The organism is Lysobacter sp. Soil_C_59 (assembly GCF_057656415.1).
On the sequence record NZ_JBDGKK010000004.1, the window covers coordinates 411,709 to 431,608 of the forward strand.

Here is a 19,900-nt window from a genome sequence, read left to right on the forward strand (position 1 = left end):
GAATACTAGGCATGGCGTCCCCCGGGCGGTCAACGGGCGGCACATTGCTGGCCGTCGCGGCCGGGGCATGGTCAAATGCGCACTGAAGCGGGGGTACCTGCGCCAGGTGGCGCGGGTTGAGACAGACCCTTCGAACCTGATGCGGTTGAGACCGCCGTAGGGAAGCTTCGCGACACCGCCACGGCCGCGGTGCGCGCCGCCGCTTCGTCCCGCCCCCATCCGGACGAACGCCATGAATGCAGTGCCCTCCGAACTTGTCCGCCAGGCTGAGCAGCTGTCGGCCGACGTTACCCGCCCGATTCCGGGCTCGCACAAGATCCACGTCGAAGGGTCGCGTCCGGACATTCGCGTGCCGATGCGCGAGATCGCGCTGGCGCGCACGCCGACCATGTTCGGCGGCGAGGACAACGCGCCGCTGGCCGTCTACGACACCTCCGGCGCCTACACCGACGCCAACGCGGTGATCGACCTGGCGCAGGGCCTGGCGCCGCTGCGTGCGCAGTGGATCGCCGAGCGAGGTGACACCGAAGCACTGACCGGCCTGTCGTCGGAGTTCGGCCGCAAGCGCGAGCACGATCCCAAGCTTGATGCGGTGCGTTTCGGCAACCGTCCGCTGCCGCGCCGTGCGATCGCCGGTGCCAACGTCACCCAGATGCATTACGCCCGCCGCGGCATCGTCACCCCGGAGATGGAGTTCATCGCGATCCGCGAGAACCAGCGACTGGAATCGATCCGGGAGGCGCACCTGCTGCGCCAGCACGCCGGTGAAACCTTCGGCGCCAACATCCAGAAGATCATCACGCCCGAGTTCGTGCGCGACGAAGTCGCCCGCGGCCGCGCCATCATCCCCAACAACATCAACCACCCGGAAAGCGAGCCGATGATCATCGGCCGCAACTTCCTGACCAAGGTCAACGCCAACATCGGCAATTCGGCCGTGTCCTCAGGGATAGCCGAGGAAGTGGAGAAGCTGGTGTGGTCGATGCGCTGGGGCGCCGACACGGTCATGGACCTGTCGACCGGCAAGCACATCCACGAAACGCGCGAATGGATCATCCGCAACTCGCCGGTGCCGATCGGCACCGTGCCGATCTACCAGGCACTGGAGAAGGTCGACGGCCGCGCCGAGGAACTGACCTGGGAGATCTTCCGCGACACGCTGATCGAACAGGCCGAGCAGGGCGTGGACTATTTCACCATCCACGCCGGCGTGCTGCTGCGCTACGTGCCGCTGACCGCCAAGCGCGTCACCGGCATCGTCTCGCGCGGCGGTTCGATCCTGGCCAAGTGGTGCCTGGCGCACCACAAGGAAAACTTCCTCTACACACACTTCGAAGACATCTGCGAGATCATGAAGGCCTACGACGTGGCCTTCTCGCTCGGCGATGGCCTGCGCCCAGGCTCGATTGCCGATGCCAACGACGCGGCCCAGTTCGGCGAACTCGAAACGCTCGGCGAGCTGACCAAGATCGCGTGGAAGCACGACGTCCAGACCATGATCGAGGGCCCCGGCCACGTGCCGATGCAGCTGATCAAGGAGAACATGGACAAGCAGCTGGCCGAGTGCGGCGAAGCGCCGTTCTACACGCTCGGCCCGCTGACCACCGACATCGCGCCGGGCTACGACCACATCACCAGCGCCATTGGTGCGGCAATGATCGGCTGGTTCGGCACGGCGATGCTCTGCTACGTCACGCCGAAGGAACACCTGGGCCTGCCCAACAAGCATGACGTGCGCGAAGGCCTGATGGCCTACAAGATCGCCGCGCACGCGGCAGACCTGGCCAAGGGCCACCCGGGTGCACAGGCGCGCGACAACGCGATGAGCAAGGCGCGCTTCGAGTTCCGCTGGGAGGACCAGTTCAACCTCGGCCTCGATCCGGAACGTGCCCGCGAGTACCACGACGAGACGTTGCCCAAGGACGCGCACAAGGTCGCGCATTTCTGCTCGATGTGCGGCCCGCACTTCTGCTCGATGAAGATCACCCAGGACGTGCGCGACTACGCCAAGGAACATGGTGTCGACGAACAGGTCGCGCTGGATGAAGGCATGGCCGAGAAGTCGGCCGAGTTCCTCGCCCAGGGCGCGCAGGTCTACCACAAGGCCTGATCGCCGGCCGCGCAGCCGTGCCGCCACCACGCGATGGTGGCGCCACGCTGTAAGGGCACCACGCTGCCAAAGCAGGAGATCGGCTACGCTCTGCCGCATTCACACGGACAGGGCAGGGCGAGATGGGCGAGACCCGCATGGGCTGGATGCGTTGGCGCGTGAAGGCACGGCGCAATCCATCGGCGTTCCTGCTCGCCGCGCAGCTGCTGAGCCTGGTGCTGTACCCGCTGTTCGACGAGATGCGTTCCGGTCGCGTGCTGTTCGGCGCGTTCGGAGTGGTGGTGATGGTGCTGGCCGTGCTGGTGGTGAACAACAGCCCGGCCAGGACCTGGATCGCCCTGGTGCTGGCCGCGCCTGCATTCCTGCTGTCGGTGATCGCCGTCGTCATCGACGACCATTCCCTGGTCACCCTCTCGGCCGCGTTTGAAGCGCTGCTGTACCTCTACGCCGCCTGCAGCCTGATCGCCTACATGCTGGGCGACCACAAGGTGACCACCGACGAGCTGTTCGCCGCCGGCGCCACCTTTACCCTGCTCGCCTGGAGCTTCGCCTACATCTACTTCGTTTGCCAGGCGATGTATCCGGGAAGCTTCACCGGTGCGGTCAATCCCGACCAGCCACGGACCTGGCTGGAGCTGCTGTTCCTGAGCTTCACCACGCTGTCGGCCACCGGCCTGGGCGACATCCTGCCGCTGTCGTCGCCGGCGCGTGTGCTGGTGATGCTGGAGCAGTTCGCCGGCGTGGCCTACATAGCGGTAGTCGTGTCGCGCCTGATCGGGCTGACCATCCTGCGCAAATAAGGGTGCCGCGGCGGCCTGCGCCGGGTCGCGGGCAAAAAAAACGCGCCGAAGCGCGAATTCTGGAACAGAGATTTCTGTAGTACGTCGGCGAGAGAGGGCCTGGAGCCACCCCGAATGAACGGGATTAAGCCTCTGGGACGTTAGAATGTTGGCCTGACCAGCGTTTGCCCTTACCCGCCCGGGCATTTTGCCGAGTCGGTCAATTGGATGGATCCTGACCGAACGGCACATGACGGCTGTTCAGCTTGCTGTTCACCATTTTGGATCCATGCCCCGACCCACCGACCCAATATCGCCAGCCACGCCATCCGACAGGATGCGCGTGGGCGATTGTCTGGTGGATGTCCCGCTGCGCGAGATCCGTGCGCCGGGCAAGCGCCGGCCGCTTCGGATCACGCCCAAGTCGATGTCGGTACTGCTGGTGCTCATCGAGCAGGCCGGGCGTGTGGTCAGTCGCGATGCGCTGATGGCCGAGGTCTGGCCCGACACGTTGCCGACGAATGACGTAGTCACCCAGGCCATCACCCAGTTGCGCAAGGCGTTCGACGACGAGCGCGGCAACCCGCGCTACATCGAGACCATCGCCAAGAACGGCTACCGCCTGCTGGCGCCGGTGGAGTGGATCTATTCGCAGGCGCCCGCCGATACCCAGGCCGAGGACGCGCGCTGGGCCGACCCGTCACGCACGACCTCCAAGTACCCGGCGATCGCGCCGGCCGATCCGAGTGAACCGCTGGCGCCCGTGCCGTTCCCGGCCACCAGCCTGCCGCGCGGCAATTGGCGCTCGATCGCCGCGGTCGTGGGCACGGTTGCGGTGCTGGTGTCGGCGTTGTTGACCTGGGCGCTGGTTCGCGGCGGCGACGCGCCAACCGAGGTCGACGAACAATCGATGCCGTCGATCTCGCACGGCCTGCGCAGCGAGCGGCCGTATCGCCTGATCACCTCGATGCCGGGCTTCGAACTCGCGCCGACCTTGTCGCCCGATGCCGGCATGGTCGCTTACGTGGCCATTCCCGAAGGCCAGCGCGGCACGTCGATCATGGTGCAGACGACCGAGCAGACGCAGCCGCGCCTGCTGACCCGGCCGCCGGAAGGCGCCGACGACAGCGCCCCGGCCTGGTCGCCAGACGGGCGTTGGGTCGCTTTCATCCGCATCGCCGGAAGTGCGTGCAGCATCCGCGTGGTCACGCCCAACGCGCGCGGCGAGCACGAAGTGGGTACCTGCGACTACCGCAGTCCCCCCACCTTCGACTGGATGCCGGATGGAAACGGTTTGTTGTTCGGCGGCATGCAGGGCGATCGCGGCAGCCTCGGCCTGCGCCTGCTGGACCTCGACAGCGGCGGTTGGCGTGAGCTGGCCTACGACCACGATTCCGACGACCTGGATTCGTCGCCGCGCTATTCGCCCGACGGCAAGTGGATCGTGTTCGTGCGCAACGCGCCGCTGGGTGATTTCTGGCGGATTCCCGCCGCCGGCGGCAAGACGGAACGCCTCAGTCGCCTGCGCGCCGACGTGAAGGGCTGGGACTGGCTTCCAAGCGGCGACTCCGTGGTGTTCAGCGTGATGATCGACGGCAACTACCGCATGTTCCGGCTCGACACCGGTTCCGGCGAAGTGCGTTCAATGGGCCTGGACGATGCTCAGTCGCCGGTGACGGCGCCGGCCCGGCGGGCGATGGCCTTCGTCCAGCGCCGGCCGTACTTCGGCCTGTACCGGGTCGCACTCGGGCAGCCGGGCGAGGGCAGCGTGCACGTGGTCGAACCCCTGTTCGCCTCGACCTCGCGCGACCTGCTGCCGACGATCGCACCCGACGGGCACCAGCTGGCCTTCATTTCCGACCGCTCCGGTGCCAATGGCCTGTGGTGGGGCGACCTGAGCCAACCCGACACCCTGCGCATGATGAGCGGCGTCCGGCCGGGCTCGCGCTACGCACCGGCCTGGTCGGCCGACAGCCAGCGCTTGCTGGTAACCGGTGTCGACGGTGGCAACCGCAGCATCCTGCAGGAAGTGACCCCGGCCAGCGGTCGCGTCGCCCGGCTGGACCTGCCCGAACCCGACCCCCTCCAGGCCCAGTACACCCCCGACCCGAACCGGCTGCTGGTGCTGTCGGCCAACAGCGACGGCCATCCGGCATTGCGCCTGTATGACCGCAGCCAGAAACCATGGCGGTCACTGGCGCGGATCGGCGGCGTGTCCAACTTCAAGGTCGACGTCGGCCGGAACCGGATCCTGTTCACCCGCCTGACCGAGGGCGGGCTGTGGCAGGCCGACCTGGACCTGACCGCCGCCAGCGTCACCCGCATCGACGAGGCCGAGCCGACCTCGGACCGCTACCGCCTGTGGGCCGTCGCCCCCGATGGCGAGGTCCGCTACGTCGAGCAGCTCCAGGGCTGCGCCGCCAGCCTGCGCCAGATCCTGCCGGCCGGGCCCGACGCTCCGACCAGCTGCATGGACCAGACCAGACGCTCGGCGATCAACGGTTTCAGCCTCGGCGGCCCGCGCGGAGATGTGGCCTACGTCGCACTTATCGAATGGGACGGTGCCGATATCGGTTACATGGAGCTTCCGGAGGAACCGAAAGCTTTCGTCCCCGGTTGGATCAACTGACTGATCCAAAAGAAGAAGTTCCTTTCGGAACTCCTTCGGGTAAGCCTTCGTTGCGAATTCGTATAAGTCTCCGCCAACTTTCCTGATGTAGACGACCGTCTCAGGCAAATCCATTGACCATTCTCGGCACATGAGGTGGACCAAATGGAGCAAGTGCAATGGGCGGACCGCGGGCAGCTGCTGCAGCTCGACACGGCCGAAGGCGCGGTTCAGGGCGGCTGCATCGGTGTTTCCAGGCTGGGCAGCGTGCAGGTCGCCGGTGGCTTCTCGATCTGGGTGCAACTGCATGGCAGCTCGTGGGTCGAGGCCAAAGAGGGCAAGTTCCGGCTGCGTCGCGGTGACTGGATCGCCTTCGAGAAGGATTCCAAGCCGACCGTCCAGGCCGACCGCTTCGGCGTCTGTGTTGGTCTCACCCTGTCCGGAGACGCCCTCCGCGAGATGACCCGGTTCGCCGACCGCGGCCTCTACGCCGGTCGCGGCAACATGCCGCGCCGCGATGCCCGCATCGCCCTGCGCCTGTGGCGCGAGGCGGCCGCGCGCCTGGCCGAGAACCCCTCGGCGGTGTTCGACGCCGCCGCGCTGCGCCCGATCCTGCTGCACCTGGCCGGCGTCCAGCGCGAACTGGCCGCACGCATCCCGCGTTGCCCGGGCCGCTCGCGCAGCCGCAAGCGTCAGGTGTTCGGCCGCCTCCAGCGCGCCCGCCTGTACCTGGAAGGCAATTGCGATCGCGTGGTCCGCATCAGCGAACTGGCCGAGCTGACCAGCTTCTCCAGCTGGTACTTCTCCAAGACCTTCCACAGCCTCTACGAGGAAAGCCCGCAGGCCGCCTCCGCGCGCATGCGCCTGGAGCACGCGGCCGACCTGCTGACCAGCACCTCGATGATGATCGGCGAGGTTGCCGCGGCCAGTGGCTTCGACAACTGCTGCAGCTTCGCGCGCGCCTTCCGTGCCCGCTTCGGCGAATCGGCGACCCGCTACCGCAGCGCGGCAATGTCCAGCCGGGCGGCAACGGCGAAGTCGGGTGCCTCGACCCGCAAGGCCGTCGAGCGCACGGGTACCTGATACACCGGCGCCTGTGCGCCAGGGGCGGCCGCAACGGCCGCCTCTCCAGACACAAGGGCGAAAACCCGCGCACTGCGCGGGTCCTGTGTCTCTCTCTTAACTCCCCTGGATGTTCCGCGACGGCCGTTGCACGCCGTTGTCGGCGCGTGCCCGCAAGGCGCGCCATCGCGCCTCCCGGCGCCCGTGCAGCAGACCGGACCGGCGTGACGGCAGTGTCCTCGAGGACCGATTCGGCAAAGTCTCTCAGCGCTAGCCGCAAAGCGGTGGAGCCCACTGGAACGTAAGTTTGATGGGCGTTTAACACGCTCATAACAGTTATCTGGAGAGAGATAAATGAACCATCGCAATCTGCGCACCGCGATGCGCGTCGGCATGCTGCCGGCCGGCATCGCGATCGCATTGGCGCCGGCGTTTGCCAGCGCCCAGGAAGCTGCCGCCGAGCAGCAGGGTGCCACCACCCTTGATCGCATCGAAGTCACCGGCTCGCGCATCCGCGGCGCCGACATGGAAACGCAGCAGCCGATCATCACGCTGAGCCGCCAGGACATCGAGAAGCAGGGCTTCACCTCGGTTGCCGACGTCCTGCAGAACCTGACCTCGGCCGGTTCCCCGGCGATCTCGCGCTCGGACGCTCTGGCTTCGGGCGAAGACGTCGGTGGTTACTACATCGACATCCGTAACCTGGGCGCCCAGCGCACCCTGATCCTCGTCAACGGCAAGCGCCTTGGCGCATCGACCTCGGGTCTGCAGGACCTGAGCCAGATCCCGATGGCCTCGATCGACCGCATCGAAGTCCTGAAGGACGGCGCCTCGGCGATCTACGGTTCCGACGCCATCGCCGGCGTCGTCAACATCATCACCCGCAAGCGCTATGAAGGCGCGGAAGCCAGCGGCTACCTCGGCCAGTACGGCGAAGGCGACGGCGACACGCAGGACTTCTCCTTCACGATGGGTTCGGCCGGCGATCGCGGCGGCGTGACCCTGTCGGTCGAGTATTACAAGCAGGATCCGGTGGCCGCCAAGGACCGTTGGTTCTCGGAAGACGGCAACACCGGTGGCGCGTGGAGCCCGGTCAGCCAGAACGGCTCGTTCTGCGACCCGTGCACCCCGACCGCTTCGGCTGTGTGGTGGACGCTCAATGACGGCGGTACCCCGGGCAACCGTGCGGACTACCACCGCATCACGCCGGCCGAGTACGCCAACTCGAACGAGCAGATGTTCCTGATGACGGGTATCGAGCGCCGTTCGGTGTTCGCCAACGCCAACTACGACATCACCGACAACATCACGTTCAACGCCGACATCCTCTACAACCACCGCACCACCGACCAGCAGATCGCAGGTTACCCGTACCAGTCGGGTTCCTTCGGTACGCCGCTGTCCGGCACGAGCGTGTTCAACCCGATCCCGGGCCAGAACACCGCGTTCCGCCGTCGTCTGTGGGAAGTGCCGCGCACCACCAAGAGCGACCTGGAAACCTACCGCTTCGCCGGTGGCTTCAACGGTTACTTCGAGCTCGGCGGTCGCGGTTGGGACTGGGACGTGGGCGCGTTGCTGAACCGCAACACCACCACCAAGACCGCTCACGGCGACGCCAGCCTGCTGGCCACCGAGCAGGCGCTCGGCCCGTCGTTCATCAACGGTGACGGCGTCGCCCAGTGCGGTACCGCTGCCAGCCCGATCGGCCTGGACTCCTGCCGCCCGTGGAACCCGCTGCTGCCGTACGGCGTCGCAGGTCAGGGCTCGCTGGCTGATCCGGAACTGCAGAAGTTCCTGTTCCCGCAGTACACCGACACCGGCCTGACCCGCACCACCAGCTACACCGCCAACATCTCCGGTGGTCTGTTCGACCTGCCGGCCGGTGAAGTCGGCATGGCCGTGGGCGTGGAGCACCGCCAGGAAGAAGGTCGTTTCGTTCCGGACGCGTTCGCGCAGTCGGGTAACAGCACGGGCCTTGCTGCAACGACCACCGCCGGCGAGTACTCGCTGGACGAAGTCTACGCAGAGCTCAACGTGCCGCTGCTCGCCGACGTCGCCTTCGCCAAGGAGCTGACGATCAACATCGCTGGTCGTTACTCCGACTACAGCAACTTCGGCGACACCACCAACGGCAAGTTCGGCTTCACCTGGCGCCCGATCGACGAGCTGCTCGTCCGCGGCACCTGGGCTGAGGGCTTCCGCGCTCCGACGATCAACGACCTGTACGGCGGCATCGGCTCGAGCTTCGAGTCGTTCGTCGACCCGTGCGGCCGCACCTCGCCGGGCTCGGTTGCCGGCAACGCAGCCTGCACCGGCGCCGGCGTGTCCCCGACCTACGTCCAGCTGGGCCAGGGTCTGGTTCCCTGCACCTCGTTCCCGTGCCAGACGCCGGACCAGTTCATCACCGGTTCCAACCCGAACCTGCTCCCGGAAACCTCCAAGAGCAAGACGGCTGGCATCGTGTGGAGCCCGCGTTGGGTTGAAGGTCTGGACCTGTCGCTCGACTGGTACAGCTACAAGATCGAGAACATGATCATCTCGGACAGCGTCGACCGCATCCTGCGCGACTGCTACGTCCTGGGTAACCCGGCCCGTTGCGAAGGCATCGTGCGCGCTCCGGATGGTCACATCACCGACCTGTTCTTCGGCCTGGCCAACCTCGGCCAGATGGAGACGGAAGGCTGGGATCTGGGCGTCAAGTACCGTCTGCCGGAGTTCTCGTTCGGCAAGTTCTCGGTGGATTGGCAGACCTCGTACGTCAGCAAGTACGACGAACAGGGTGAGAACTCGGACGGCGACGCGATCACCATCGGCCGCGTCGGCGAAACCGGCATCTTCCGCGTCCGTTCGAACATGGGCGTGAACTGGGAGCTGGGCGACTTCTCGATCTCCTACATGGCTCGCTACTACTCGGCGATGAAGGAGCCGTGCGTCGGCCGTGGCGTCTGCACCCTGCCTGACCGTTACCAGAACGGCGAAGAGGCCGCTCAGCGCGTCTCGGGCTCGAACACCTTCCACGACCTGCAGTTCGCTTACCAGGCACCGTGGAACGCGACCGTCGCAATCGGCGCGAACAACGTGTTCGACCACCAGGGTCCGCTGATGTACGCAAACACCTCGGGTCGTTCGAGCGACTTCCCGTACTACGGTGGTTTCGACATCGGTCGCTTCGTGTACCTGAAGTACCAGCAGCGCTTCTGATAGGCTGAAACGCAACAAGGCAACACCACTACGGCCCCGCAAGGGGCCGTAGTTTTTTCTGCGGCCGGCATGCCGAATCTGGCGCCGGGCGTGGCGGACGGTACGATAGCGGCAGTCTTCCGGTCGGATCCGCGATGAAACTGCAGGTGCCCTTCATCCAGCTGCCCCTGGCCTTCGACGCCGGCGCGCTCGCGGCGGAGATCGCCGCCCTTGGCGAGGGGCCGTGGCGGCCGCACCCGCAGGGCTTCCCCGGCAACTCGATGCTGCCGCTGGTGGCCGTCGACGGCGACGCCGGCAATGAGGCCTTTGCCGGGGCGATGGCACCGACGCCGGAATTGCTGCGCTGTCCCTACCTGACCCAGGTGTTCGCCAGCCTCGGCGTCACCGCCGGCCGCAGCCGCCTGATGCGCCTGTCCGGCCACGCCGAAGTGACCCGCCATGCCGACCAGGGCTATTACTGGACCGAGCGCGTGCGCGTGCACATCCCGGTGGTGACCCAGCCGACGGTGCGTTTCGAGTGCGGCGACGCCGCGATCAACATGGCCGCCGGCGAATGCTGGATCTTCGACACCTGGCGCCAGCACCGCGTGCTCAACGACGCGGTCGAGTCGCGCGTGCACCTGGTGGTCGACACGGTCGGCGGTGGCGCGTTCTGGGACCTGGTCAATCGCGGCCGTCCGCACGATGCGCCGCGCCAGGGCTGGCCACAGCTGCCGGTGCCGGTGCAGCCGGGCGTGGTGGCGCGGTTCCCGTGCGAGACGGTCAACGTGCCGACCGTGATGACGCCGTGGGAACTCAACGACCATCTCGGCCTGCTGATCGCCGATGCGGTGCCGCACCCGAACCTGGCCCAGGTGCGGCAGATCTCCACCCGCTTCGCCCGCACCTGGCAGGGCCTGTGGTTCGAGTATGGCGATCGCGCGGAAGGTCTCCCCGTGTATCGCGCGCTGCTGCAGCGCTTCATCGAGGAGATCCGCGTGCCGAGCCAGCCGATGGTGCTCAAGAACGAGCTGCGCTGGTACAGCGCGCTGATGACGGTCGTGTGCAAGTTCGCCGTCAGTGCAGAGCAGGCGCCGGCGTCGTCGGCGGCACAGCAGCGCGACGTCGGCGACAACGCCTGAGGCTGAAACGACGAAGGCCGCCCGGGGGCGGCCTTCGCTGGAGTCGGCGCGGGGCCGGACTCAGAACTTGGGCTTGTCTTCTTCCGACGTCGCGTTGTAGCGCTCGATCGCGTCGTTGAGGATCGACTTGGCTTCGGCGGCATTGCCCCAGCCTTCGATCTTCACCCACTTGCCCTTCTCCAGGTCCTTGTAGTGCTCGAAGAAGTGGCCGATGCGGTCGAGCCAGTGCTGCGAGACCTGCTCGATGTCGGTGATGTGGGCGTAGCCGCCGAAGATCTTCGGCACGGGCACGGCGATCAGCTTCTCGTCGCTGCCGGCTTCGTCGCTCATCTTCAGCACGCCGACCGGCACTGCGCGGATGACCGAGCCGGGCACCAGCGGCAGCGGCAGGATCACCAGCACGTCGGCCGGGTCGCCGTCGCCGCACAGGGTGTGTGGGACGTAGCCGTAATTGCACGGGTAGCGCATCGGGGTGGACAGGATGCGGTCGACGAAGATCGCGCCCGAAGCCTTGTCGACTTCGTACTTGACCGGCTCGGCATCCTTGGGGATTTCGATGATGACGTTGATCTCATCCGGCGGGTTCTTGCCGGTGGGGACGAGGTCCAGACCCATGCGTTGCTCCAACTTCTGATGGCCGCGCCAGGACGGCGGGGCGGGATTTAGATATGCGGCCGGGCATTTTACGCGGCTGGCTGCTGCGGCGCAGCAGCGGGGGTGTTCAGGTTCTCTGAACTGTCTCCAGCCCGCGAGAGAGGCGTCGGGGTCTGGGGAGGGCTGAGGCTGAGGCTTCCGAGGGACGCCGTCCGCCGGGCCGGGGATTGCTCCGCCCCTTAGTCAGACATCCTGTCTGATGCGGGGCGCGGGACATCCATGTCCCGCTGCGGATCAATCCCCGGCCCGTCGAACGCCGCTCCGGCATTTCATTGCCCGGTCTTCGATAACGCCCATCAACCCGTCATCCCCGCGAAGGCGGGGACCCAGCGACGTTGCCCTTGGCCCGTCATTCCCGCGAAGGCGGGAACCCAAGGACGTTGCTCCCCGCGGGCACTGCGCTCTCGCCAACAGTCGAAGTCAATAAAACAAAGACAGCTTCCGAAAGGAGGGGGTGGGGTGTATTTCGCGAACAATAAACGGAGCGAAGCGGAGGTTCGCGGAATACACCCCACCTCCTCCACCCACCGACCATGTGCGCAAAAGAAAACGGACCGCAATGCGGTCCGTTCTCCGGCCAAGCGTTCCGCCGTTAAAGCAGCGGCACCATCAGCAGCGCCACGATGTTGATGATCTTGATCAGCGGATTGATCGCCGGGCCAGCGGTGTCCTTGTAGGGATCGCCGACGGTGTCACCGGTGACCGCCGCCTTGTGCGCGTCGGAACCCTTGCCACCATGATGGCCGTCCTCGATGTACTTCTTGGCGTTGTCCCAGGCGCCGCCGCCGGTGGTCATCGAGATGGCGACGAACAGGCCGGTCACGATCGTGCCGATCAACAGGCCACCGAGCGCCTTCGGACCAAGCAGCAGGCCGACCACGATCGGCACGGCCACCGGCAACAGCGACGGCACGATCATTTCCTTGATCGCCGACTTGGTCAGCATGTCGACCGCCTTGTCGTACTCAGGCTTGGCCGTGCCTTCCATGATCCCCGGGATCTGGCGGAACTGGCGGCGCACTTCCTCCACCACCGCACCGGCCGCGCGACCGACTGCCTCCATCGCCATCGCACCGAACAGGTACGGGATCAGGCCGCCGATCAGCAGGCCGATGATCACGTAGTGGTCGGACAGATCGAACGCGTAGGTGACACCGGGATTGTTCGCCGACAGGTTGTGCGTGTAGTCGGCGAACAGCACCAGTGCCGCCAGCGCCGCCGAACCGATCGCATAACCCTTGGTCACCGCCTTGGTGGTGTTGCCGACCGCATCGAGCGGATCGGTGACATTGCGCACCTCCGGCGGCAGCTCGGCCATTTCGGCGATGCCACCGGCGTTGTCGGTGATCGGGCCATAAGCGTCGAGCGCGACGATCATGCCGGCCATCGACAACATCGCCGTGGCGGCAATCGCGATGCCGTACAGGCCGGCCAGCGCGAACGCACCCCAGATCGCCAGGCACACCGCGATCACCGGCAGCGCGGTCGACTTCATCGACACGCCCAGGCCGGCAATGATGTTGGTGCCGTGGCCGGTGGTGGAAGCGGCCGCGATATGGCGCACCGGACCGTACTGCGTGCCGGTGTAATACTCGGTGATCCACACGATCGCGCCGGTCAGCACCAGCCCGATCAGCGCGCACCAGTACAGATTCATCGCACCGTGGCTGTTGTCGGCCATCAGCTGGGTGGTGATCGGATAGAACGCGATCGCCGCCAGCACCGCCGACACGATGACGCCGCGGTACAGCGCGCCCATGATCGAGCCGCCTTCCTTCACCTTGACGAAGAACGCACCGATGATCGAGGCGATGATCGACACGCCGCCCAGCACCAGCGGATACAGCACCGCGTTGCGCCCGGCATCGGCGGCCATCAGGCCACCCAGCAGCATCGTCGCGATCACGGTGACCGCGTAGGTTTCGAACAGGTCGGCGGCCATGCCGGCGCAGTCGCCGACGTTGTCACCGACGTTGTCGGCGATCACCGCCGGGTTGCGCGGGTCGTCCTCGGGAATGCCGGCTTCGACCTTGCCCACCAGGTCGGCACCGACGTCGGCACCCTTGGTGAAGATGCCGCCGCCCAGTCGCGCGAAGATCGAGATCAGCGACGAACCGAACGCCAGGCCCACCAGCGCGTGCAGCGCCGCTTCACCGGTGACGCCCAGGTAGCGCGTCAGCACCACGTAGTAGCCAGCCACGCCGAGCAGGCCCAGGCCGACGACGAGCATGCCGGTGATGGCACCGCCGCGGAAGGCGACGTCCATGGCCGGGCCGATGCCCCTGCGCGCGGCTTCGGCAGTGCGCACGTTGGCGCGCACCGACACGTTCATGCCGATGTAGCCGGCCGCGCCCGACAGCACCGCGCCGATCAGGAAGCCGATCGCCGTGTGCCAGCTCAGGAAGATGCCGATCAGCACGAACAGCACCGCGCCAGCGATGGCGATGGTCGTGTACTGGCGATTGAGGTAGGCGCGCGCGCCTTCCTGGATCGCGCCGGCGATCTGTTGCATTCGTTCGTTGCCGGCGGGCTGCGCGTTGATCCAACGCGCGGAAATGATCCCGTAAAGGATCGCGATGACGGCGCAAACCAGCGCCAATGCCAAACCGTACTGCTCCAGCATGAACCCCTCCCCTTAAGAGTGGACACATCAGGAATTTCGAGTCGATCGCCTTGAGTTGTAGTGCTGCACGGGCCGTGGGGCCACCGCCGCAACGGTCCGACTATCGCACAGACCCTGCGCCGATCGCACCCTTGCCGGCGCACGTCGCCCGTTCGCCCCGGCACCGGTTGTGATCGAAGTCGCAGGCGTGAATCCGTCGTTCAGCGCGTCCATGCCAGCCTTCTGGACCTGTCACCACGGGGGCCGCCCCTGCCATGCGACTGTTGCCCGCCCTGCTGCTTGCCGCGCTCGCCCTGCCGGCGATGGCCGCCAATCCAAAGTCGGACCCCAAGCCGGAAATCACCCGCGAGCCGGCCAAGCCGCAAGCGCTCAACGCTGTCCACACGCTGCGCCAGATCCCGGAGGCGTGCGCGCGCCTGGAGGGCATGTTCACCGGCCAGGCGGCCGACCCCTACGCATTCGCGGTCGTGCGCATCAGCCCGACCTGCCAACCGCGTGCGCGCTTCGTCGATGCGGCCAAGGCCAAGCCTTCGGAGAAAGCGGGCTGGAAGCTCAACGACCTGATCCGCGTGCCCAGCGCCGCTTGCGGCACCCAGTTCGCGGTGGTGCGGGTGTGGCGCAAGCCGGTCGAAGTCGCCACGCCGGCGCTGGATGCCCAGGGCAAGGCGCGCATCTACCTCGATGAGGCGCGCAAGCAGGCGCAGTCCGGCCAGATGGCGGCTGTGCCGATGTTCGCCGCGCAGATGGCGGTCGAAGGCACGCCCTGTCGCTAGCGACGCAAAAAAAGGACCGCTTTCGCGGCCCTTTTGCTGTTGCGGCAACCGTCAGTTGGCGAGCTTGAGTTTGGCCGACATCGACAGGAAGGTTGCCTCGTCCGACGGCGACAGGTTCGGCCGGCCAGCGACAATGCCCATGCCCAGCGAGCCGAGCACGTAGTAGGTCTCACCGGCTTCGACTTCGATCGACAGCACGTCCTTGGTTTCGCCGTGCACGTTGTACTCGTGCTTGCCCGGCTCGACGGTCGCGACAAAGTACTTGCCGCTGCGCAGCTTGCCCAGCTCGGCATCGCCCTCGCGAACCTTGAAGCCGATCGCGGCGCCGACGAACTTGGACTCGCGGAAGAACACGATCTGCGCCTTGTCCTGCGGCGCGGCGGCAACGAGCTTGTTGCCGATGGCGACGGCTTCGGTGGAAGTTGCGGGGGTCGCGGGTGCGACGGCTTCCTGGGCGAAGGCAAACGCCGGGATGACCAGCAGCGACAACAGGATCGAGCGGGAAAGCTTGGAACGCATTCTGACGACTCCTACGGTTGGGTAGCGGTGCCTGTCGGCACCTCGGGTTGGCGTGGGGTAAGTGGGGGCGCTTCGTCCGGGGAAGCGGCGGCAGCCGGGGCCGCGCCTTCGGCGGCAGGCTGTGGCGTGTTCAATGCGACGTCCTGGGCGAGCTTTGCCATCGCCCGCGTGCCGGCGGGAATCTCGATTTCGCTGCCATGCACGAACATCGCCACCGGACCGATCAACATGGCCGTGGTGATGGCTGCAGTGGAGGCGTCCTTGCCGCGCGCACTGAGCTTCATCGCACGCAGGCCGATGCGTCGGCCATCGCTGGTTTCCAACTGGCGCGCAGCCAGCAGGAGCTCACCGGGCTTGCCGCCGGCGCGGGAGGGAGAGGCGTGTATGACCTCGCCGGTGCCGATCGTTCCTGCTGGCACGTAGACATCGCCGCCGACGCTCAACGCAGTCACCAGGCGCAGCGCGAAGTGGTCGCCGTTCTTGTGTCGTTTCGAGCTGATCGGCTCGACGATTTCCAGTTCGACTGCGCTGCCTGCGCACAACGCGGTGCAGGCTGGCTTGCCGATGGCGTCTGCAGTCGTGTCGGCAACCGATCCGCTGGCAACGACCGTGGCCGGGCTGGCACCGGTGTCAACCGTAACGGCTTCCTGCGCGCAGACATTGCCGATGGCCATGGCGGCCACCAGCATCAAGGATCTCGAAACCATGCTGCCCCCCGCAGCGTGTGTCCGCCGAGGCTAGAGCAGCGCGCTCAGGTTTCCAAGGGGGTGAGCTTTTTTCTCACTGCCACGTTCTTCAAGGTCACGTATTTGGGAATGCCATCGCGCCCGTACGGCGGCGGCGCTTCGCCGCGGATCAACGGTTCCAGGTAGCGGCGCGCTGCAGGCGTGATGCCGTAGCCGTCCTTGCGGATGAAGCCGGCCGGCATCTTCTTCTCATGATTGGCGACCTTCGACAGCGGTGCCGGCTCGATCTTCCAGCGGTACGGCGAATCGCTGCTGCGCACGATCACCGGCATCACCGAGTTCATGCCCTTGAGTGCGTACTCCACGGCCTTGCGCCCGACCGCCTGCGCCTGCTCGAGGTCGGTCTTCGAAGCCAGGTGCCGCGCCGAACGTTGCAGGTAGTCGGGCAACGCCCAGTGCACCTTGTAGCCGAGCGAGTCCTTGACCCGGCCGGCGAGGAACGAGGCCACGCCGCCGAGCTGGGTGTGCCCGAACGAGTCCTTGCCGCCGCCCGCATCGGCGACGAAGCGACCGTCCGCGGTCTGGATGCCTTCGCTGGCCACGACCACGCAATATCCGACGCGCTCGACGGTGGCCTTCACCTTGGCGAAGAAATCGGCCTCGTCGTACGGACGTTCCGGAAACAGGATCAGGTGCGGTGCCTCATCTGCACCTTGCCCGGCCAGTCCGGCCGCCGCCGCCAGCCAGCCGGCATGGCGCCCCATCGCCTCGTAGACGAACACCTTGGTCGACGTGTCCGCCATCGCCGCGACGTCGAGCGCGCACTCTCGCACCGACACCGCGGTGTACTTGGCGGCCGAGCCGAATCCCGGGCAGCAATCGGTGACGGCCAGATCGTTGTCGACCGTCTTGGGCACGCCGACGCAGGTCAGCGGATAGCCGAACTCGGCGGCCAGCTGCGACACCTTGAGCGCGGTGTCGGCCGAATCGTTGCCGCCGTTGTAGAGGAACCAGCGCACGTCGTGGGCGCGGAACACATCGAGCAGGCGCTCGTAGCGGGCGCGGTCCTGGTCGAGCGACTTGAGCTTGACCCGGCACGAGCCGAAGGCGCCGCCGGGGGTATGGGCCAATGCCCGGATCGCCGCCGCCGACTCGCGGGAGGTATCGATCAGGTCCTCGCGCAGGGCGCCGAGGATGCCGTTGCGGGCGGCCAGTACTTTGACCTTGCGGGCCCGGGCGGTCTCGATGACGCCGGCGGCGGTGGCGTTGATGACAGCGGTGACACCGCCAGATTGCGCGTAAAGCAGGGTTCCGGAGGGCATGTCCATTCCTGGGATGTGGGGACAGGACCAGGCCGGGATGCGGTAAGCTGCCCGCAATATTTGCCCGGCGGGGCTGGGTCGTGAGCGAGTGTAGCGCCGCCGCGGGCAGCCGCCCGATGGTCGGACCGCCAGCGCCGCGCGCGGGCCGCGACGGGCCACGAGAAAATTTTCCCGTTTTAGGAGTGATTTTGATGCGATTGGTACTTCTGGGCGCGCCCGGTTCCGGCAAGGGCACGCAGGCCGCGCGCCTCAAGGAGCATCTGCAGGTGCCGCACATTTCCACCGGCGACCTGCTCCGCGCCGAAGTCGCTGCCGGCTCCAAGCTGGGCCTGGAGGCCAAGGAAGTCATGGCCTCGGGCAACCTGGTCAGCGACGAGATCCTGCTGGGCATGCTCGAGGACCGCTTCTCGCGTCCCGACACCCGCGACGGTTTCATCCTCGACGGCTACCCGCGCAACCTGGCCCAGGCCGACGCGCTGGACAAGCTGCTGACCCGTATCCGCCAGCCGATGGACTACGCCGTGCAGCTGGACGTGCCGACCGACCTGCTGGTCGAGCGCATCGCCGGCCGCGCCAAGGCCGAAGGCCGCGCCGACGACAGCCCGGAATCGGTGCGCACGCGCCTGAAGGTCTATGACGACCAGACCGCGCCGGTGATCGAGTTCTACCGCCAGCACGGCCAGCTGACCGTCGTTGACGGCGTGGGCGGCCTGGATGATGTGTTCAACCGCATCATCGAAGCGCTGGTGCCTGCGAAGGAAGTGGGCTGATTGTTGACCCCTCTCCCCTCGTGGGAGAGGGACGGCCGCGAATGCGGCCAGGGAGAGGGGGGAAGCCGGCGCCGGCTGATATTGCTGGCGCGTCGCCCCCTCCCCTTGCCCTCTCCCGCAAGCGGGAGAGGGGGAGTGATGGCCGTGCGGCTTCTTCTTCGATGATGTTGTTGCGATCGTTTGGGATGACTTGATCTTGAAGATTCATATTCTGGGCATCGCCGGTACCTTCATGGGCGGCGTCGCCGCACTGGCGCGCGAACTGGGCCACGAAGTCGAAGGCAGCGACCAGGCCGTCTATCCGCCGATGTCGACCCAGCTCGAACAGCTCGGCATCGCGCTCAAGCAGGGTTACCAGCCGCAGCACATCGCCGCCGACTGCGACCAGATCGTCGTCGGCAACGCGCTCTCGCGCGGCAACGCCGCCGTCGAGCAGGTCCTCGACGACGGCCGCAGCTACACCTCCGGCGCGCAGTGGCTCAGCGAGAACCTGCTGCCGGGACGCGACACGCTCGCCGTCGCCGGCACCCACGGCAAGACCACCACCACCACCATCCTCACCTACCTGCTGCAGTCGGCCGGGCGCGAGCCGGGCTTCCTGATCGGTGGCGTCGCCGAGGACTTCGGCGTGTCGGCCCGCATCGGCAGTGGCCGCGAGTTCGTGGTCGAAGCCGACGAGTACGACACCGCCTTCTTCGACAAGCGCAGCAAGTTCGTCCACTACCGTCCGCTGGTGGCGATCCTCAACAACCTCGAATACGACCACGCCGACATCTTTCCCGACGTCGCCGCGATCCAGCGCCAGTTCCACCACCTGGTGCGGACCGTGCCGCGCCGCGGCCGGCTGATCGTCAACGGCGAAGACCGCCACCTCGCCGAAGTGCTGGCCATGGGTTGCTGGACGCCGGTCGAGACCTTCGGCCTCGATGCGAGTCTGGCGCCGCAGCCGGCGCAACCGCAGGGCCATGGAGACCGAGCCGACGAGCGCGCCGCCGCGAATGCCAGCTTCAACTGGACCGCGCGCATGATCGAAGAGGACGGCAGCGTCTTTGCGGTGATCCACGATGGCGTTGAAGTCGGTGAAGTGCGCTGGCCGCTGCTCGGCCGCCACAACGTGATGAATGCGCTGGCGGCCTTGGCGACCGCCAATGCAGTGGGCGTCGACGTCGCCAGCGTGCTGCCGGCGCTGGCGCAGTTCCGCAGCGTCAAGCGCCGCATGGAAGTCATCGGCCAGGCGCAGGGCATCACGGTCTATGACGACTTCGCCCACCATCCCACCGCGATCGCGACGACGCTCGCCGGCCTGCGCGCGAAGGTCGGCGCGGCGCGGATCGTGGTGGCCATGGAACCACGCAGCAATTCGATGCGCCTGGGCGCCCATGCGCAGGCACTGGCACCGTCGCTGGACATCGCCGATGCGGTGGTCTTCCTGCACCGGCCCGAGCTGGCGTGGGATGCGACGACCGTGGTTTCGGCCCTGCGAGGCGAGGGCATTGCCGTGGCCGACGCGGACGCACTGATCGAAGTGCTGCGCGAGCGCGCCCGCGCCGGCGACCACATCGTGTTCATGTCCAACGGCGGCTTCGACGGCGCACCGCGCCGCTTCCTCGCCGCGTTGTCGAACAACGCCTGACCTTCGGCGGCCTGCCGTCGCCAGGCGACGGCCGCTCGA

14 protein-coding genes and 1 riboswitch are annotated in these 19,900 nt (G+C 66.8%); of the genes, 9 read left to right on the forward strand and 5 right to left on the reverse strand.

All coding sequences use genetic code 11. From position 1 onward, the window contains the following. Positions 1-79 precede the first annotated feature (79 nt). A riboswitch (TPP riboswitch) is annotated at positions 80-181 on the forward strand. A gap of 51 nt (positions 182-232) precedes the next feature. The 6 genes from thiC to AC3A3Q_RS11150 all read left to right on the forward strand — a co-directional run bounded on the left by thiC (position 233) and on the right by AC3A3Q_RS11150 (position 10,881). Beyond that, positions 233-2,110, forward strand: coding sequence for a phosphomethylpyrimidine synthase ThiC (thiC, locus tag AC3A3Q_RS11125; RefSeq protein ID WP_487586313.1), 1,878 nt, complete (start codon positions 233-235; stop codon positions 2,108-2,110). 122 nt (positions 2,111-2,232) lie between these two features. Beyond that, the gene (locus AC3A3Q_RS11130; protein WP_487586314.1) at positions 2,233-2,910 is read left to right on the forward strand and encodes an ion channel; all 678 of its coding nucleotides are present in this window, start codon (positions 2,233-2,235) and stop codon (positions 2,908-2,910) included. A 322-nt stretch (positions 2,911-3,232) separates the two neighbouring features. Continuing rightward, positions 3,233-5,518, forward strand: a complete 2,286-nt coding sequence (locus tag AC3A3Q_RS11135; RefSeq protein WP_487586315.1) for a winged helix-turn-helix domain-containing protein — start codon at positions 3,233-3,235, stop codon at positions 5,516-5,518. Between the two features lie 144 nt (positions 5,519-5,662). After that, positions 5,663-6,580, forward strand: a complete 918-nt coding sequence (locus AC3A3Q_RS11140) for a helix-turn-helix domain-containing protein (protein WP_487586316.1) — start codon at positions 5,663-5,665, stop codon at positions 6,578-6,580. A 333-nt stretch (positions 6,581-6,913) separates the two neighbouring features. Beyond that, the gene (locus AC3A3Q_RS11145; RefSeq protein ID WP_487586317.1) at positions 6,914-9,760 is read left to right on the forward strand and encodes a TonB-dependent receptor plug domain-containing protein; all 2,847 of its coding nucleotides are present in this window, start codon (positions 6,914-6,916) and stop codon (positions 9,758-9,760) included. Positions 9,761-9,894: 134 nt separating this feature from the next. Further along, a complete protein-coding gene (locus tag AC3A3Q_RS11150) occupies positions 9,895-10,881 on the forward strand; it encodes an aspartyl/asparaginyl beta-hydroxylase domain-containing protein (protein WP_487586318.1) in 987 nt (328 codons plus the stop codon). 60 nt (positions 10,882-10,941) lie between these two features. On the opposite strand, the gene ppa is transcribed toward AC3A3Q_RS11150, so the two are convergent. Next, positions 10,942-11,496 (reverse strand): inorganic diphosphatase, encoded by a 555-nt coding sequence (gene ppa, locus AC3A3Q_RS11155; protein WP_487586319.1) that lies wholly within the window; start codon positions 11,494-11,496, stop codon positions 10,942-10,944. A gap of 631 nt (positions 11,497-12,127) precedes the next feature. After that, positions 12,128-14,158 carry a sodium-translocating pyrophosphatase gene (locus AC3A3Q_RS11160; RefSeq protein WP_487586320.1) on the reverse strand — a complete coding sequence of 677 codons (2,031 nt, stop codon included), beginning with the start codon at positions 14,156-14,158 and terminating at the stop codon, positions 12,128-12,130. Between the two features lie 254 nt (positions 14,159-14,412). Here AC3A3Q_RS11160 and AC3A3Q_RS11165 point away from each other — a divergent pair, with 254 nt between their 5' ends. Then, the gene (locus AC3A3Q_RS11165; RefSeq protein WP_487586321.1) at positions 14,413-14,931 is read left to right on the forward strand and encodes a hypothetical protein; all 519 of its coding nucleotides are present in this window, start codon (positions 14,413-14,415) and stop codon (positions 14,929-14,931) included. Positions 14,932-14,982: 51 nt separating this feature from the next. On the opposite strand, the gene AC3A3Q_RS11170 is transcribed toward AC3A3Q_RS11165, so the two are convergent. The 3 genes from AC3A3Q_RS11170 to AC3A3Q_RS11180 are packed head-to-tail and all read right to left on the reverse strand — an operon-like array spanning position 14,983 to position 17,458. Further along, complete coding sequence (locus tag AC3A3Q_RS11170; protein ID WP_487586322.1) at positions 14,983-15,450, reverse strand: DUF2846 domain-containing protein; 468 nt, start codon at positions 15,448-15,450, stop codon at positions 14,983-14,985. Positions 15,451-15,461: 11 nt separating this feature from the next. Beyond that, complete coding sequence (locus tag AC3A3Q_RS11175) at positions 15,462-16,157, reverse strand: hypothetical protein (protein WP_487586323.1); 696 nt, start codon at positions 16,155-16,157, stop codon at positions 15,462-15,464. A gap of 44 nt (positions 16,158-16,201) precedes the next feature. After that, on the reverse strand, positions 16,202-17,458 hold the full coding sequence (locus AC3A3Q_RS11180; protein WP_487586324.1) for a 6-phosphofructokinase: 1,257 nt from the start codon (positions 17,456-17,458) through the stop codon (positions 16,202-16,204). Positions 17,459-17,649: 191 nt separating this feature from the next. Here AC3A3Q_RS11180 and AC3A3Q_RS11185 point away from each other — a divergent pair, with 191 nt between their 5' ends. Both AC3A3Q_RS11185 and AC3A3Q_RS11190 read left to right on the forward strand, forming a co-directional pair. Next, positions 17,650-18,228 carry an adenylate kinase gene (locus AC3A3Q_RS11185; protein ID WP_200608633.1) on the forward strand — a complete coding sequence of 193 codons (579 nt, stop codon included), beginning with the start codon at positions 17,650-17,652 and terminating at the stop codon, positions 18,226-18,228. 193 nt (positions 18,229-18,421) lie between these two features. Next, a complete protein-coding gene (locus tag AC3A3Q_RS11190) occupies positions 18,422-19,861 on the forward strand; it encodes a Mur ligase family protein (protein WP_487586344.1) in 1,440 nt (479 codons plus the stop codon). Positions 19,862-19,900: the final 39 nt, after the last annotated feature.